The sequence below is a fragment of the Duganella sp. S19_KUP01_CR8 genome (genome assembly GCF_036688705.1).
In the GTDB taxonomy this organism is placed as follows: domain Bacteria; phylum Pseudomonadota; class Gammaproteobacteria; order Burkholderiales; family Burkholderiaceae_D; genus Rugamonas.
Genome location: NZ_JAQQPR010000071.1, coordinates 1 through 2,117, shown reverse-complemented (window position 1 = coordinate 2,117; position 2,117 = coordinate 1). Strand labels below are relative to the sequence as shown.

Below are 2,117 nucleotides of genomic sequence, written 5' to 3'. Positions count from 1 at the left end.
TTATACAGAAAAGCCCACCAAGTGAACTTGGTGGGCTTTTCGCATTCCGCGGCCATTTGTTCAGCGCGGCACTGCCGCGCTTCACTACCTAAAAACCCCCAGCAGCCAGAACGCGCTCAAGATCGCGCTCTGTGCAGGTGGGGTTTTTTTTCGTCTGAACTCTTATTCTCGTTCCATGGAAAATAATTAACGTGTATTATTTGGCAATTATTTCAATCGGGAGACAATCATGCAACGCCAACTACAATGGGCTTCCTTGATCCTGATAGCCGCTTTGCTGACGGCATGTGGCGGTTCGAATGTGGGCAGTACCGCTCCGCACACTGCGGGCATGCGCATGGGCAGCATCGGACCGACCGCTCCACCGACCGCTTCCGCATATGCCTCATTAGTCCAGGCACTCTACCTGGCCTATTACGGCCGCGTTCCCGACAGTGGCGGCCTGATTTTCTGGACTGGCGTCTTCGAAAAACACAATCTGCCCACTACTGCATCCGCCTTGTTCTATGCCTACTTCAGCGATACCGGGGTCAAAAGTAAGGCTGGATGCATTTGGCGATAGCGCCGAAGCGAAGGACCTGTACGCCGGTACCAATGCCGAATTCGTTAATACTGTTTATATCAATTTATTTGGCCGCTACGCCGACGGCGGTAGCCATAATTTCTGGGTTGGCGTGCTGGATAGGCAGGTGATCACTCGATCATTTGCGGCCCTGGCCATTCTCGTCGGCGCGCAAGGCGATGACGTGACGGCCCTGGAAAAAAAGAATGAAGTGGCCACACGCTTCCTGGCCGGGCTGGCCGCTGCGGGCGTGACGGATTATTCGCCCAAAGGCGTCGTTGGCTCCAACTTGCTGGCTCAGGTCAATGCGAATACCGATCTCGCACCGTTCCAGACTGTGATTGACGCGGCAGTGGCGTCGATTATAAACATGATACCGGGCAGCCTGCTACGCTACACCGGCTTCCAGAATGTCTACAGCGAGATCGCGACGCCAGTGCGGTACTGGCTGTCGTTCGGAAGAGGGCCGATGGCTTACCCTACCGGTAAGATTGAGTTCGGCGTTGGTGAGCGCCAGATCGGCTTCGCCCCCACCCCAGGATCGAGCTCCAGCGTGTCGTGCGACGCGCCCATCGTCGCCTCATCTGCGGTTGCCGGCCAGGCTTATGGCACATCTCCTGGGATGCTGATGCTGTGCCAGGCCACGACTGACGCTAAAACCAACGTCGTCAGCAATAAATCAACGGACTTGCTGGTGCTGAATGCGGCGCAGATGATTAGCACCGCCAAGGAGTTGGCAGGACAGACGCTGTCTACCTACCGCGAGGATTGCGGCGTCGTGACCACGCAAAACATTGTATTCGATGCAGAGGGTGCCGCAACGGTGACCGATGCAGGCGGCGTCAAAGTGTACCCGGCCGCTTCGGTGCAGACCGCGTTGAATGGCGTGCTGGCAGGCAGCCTGACGGTCAGGGATCTTTCCTGGCGCGCTTACCGCTACGCCAGGGCGGACGGCTCGATCAAGTATGCGATCGTCAGCCGGACGATGTCGCACGCCAGCGTCCCGCCGGAGACGCCGACCGTCACTGCCGCTGCCGGCGCAAGTGCTACGACAGCGGCCGGAGTGCTGTCGCTGTGGTCGCAGGAGTAGAGCACATGGCGCCGATGCTGGCGCGTCGGGTGCGAGAACACGGTGGGAATGGTGATGAAAGCCTGGGCTGGGTCGACGCCGAAAGTGAGCACGGCCGGGAAGATCGAGATTCCCGACAACATGTAGGCGTACCGGTCGGCGGCCCTCATGGGTAGTGTGGCCTGCGGAATATGTTGGTCGCCGCGTTTGATGATGTGATTGCTTATTGGTGCATTCCTGCCATGTACATAAAAGGTGATGATAGTAGTTCGAAAAAAGGCCTTGCAGATATGGGGAGGGCTTTGCTATAGTTCGCCCCCTTGCAGAACAAGGCATTCAAATGCACTGTTGAAGTGAGGAGTTTTTTAGTGAGATGTAGCCACACTAAAAAACAAGCTTGACGAGATGCACGAAACACTTCATAATCTTGCCTCTTCGCTGATGAACACAACGCTTCTTCAGCAAGCAGTACCGAATAAGTTCTTT

At 56.4% G+C, this 2,117-nt stretch carries 3 protein-coding genes; 2 read left to right on the top strand and 1 reads right to left on the bottom strand.

Features of this window, described 5'->3' with window-relative positions; all coding sequences use genetic code 11:
* Positions 1-229: 229 nt before the first annotated feature.
* Both V6M89_RS30345 and V6M89_RS30340 read left to right on the top strand, forming a co-directional pair.
* The gene (locus tag V6M89_RS30345; protein ID WP_332856707.1) at positions 230-562 is read left to right on the top strand and encodes a hypothetical protein; all 333 of its coding nucleotides are present in this window, start codon (positions 230-232) and stop codon (positions 560-562) included.
* A complete protein-coding gene (locus V6M89_RS30340) occupies positions 507-1,652 on the top strand; it encodes a DUF4214 domain-containing protein (RefSeq protein WP_332856706.1) in 1,146 nt (381 codons plus the stop codon). Before V6M89_RS30345 ends, V6M89_RS30340 begins: the two co-directional genes overlap by 56 nt.
* Before the next feature lie 202 nt (positions 1,653-1,854).
* Here the strand turns inward: V6M89_RS30340 and V6M89_RS30335 are convergent.
* Positions 1,855-2,117 (bottom strand): hypothetical protein (locus V6M89_RS30335; RefSeq protein ID WP_332856705.1); only part of this gene is annotated, 263 nt, incomplete at its 5' end.

Excerpts from the sequence above, each read along its gene's own strand:
- V6M89_RS30345 (WP_332856707.1), top strand. The coding sequence starts at position 230 with ATGCAACGCCAACTACAATGGGCTTCCTTGATCCTGATAGCCGCTTTG.
- V6M89_RS30340 (WP_332856706.1), top strand. The coding sequence starts at position 507 with ATGCCTACTTCAGCGATACCGGGGTCAAAAGTAAGGCTGGATGCATTT.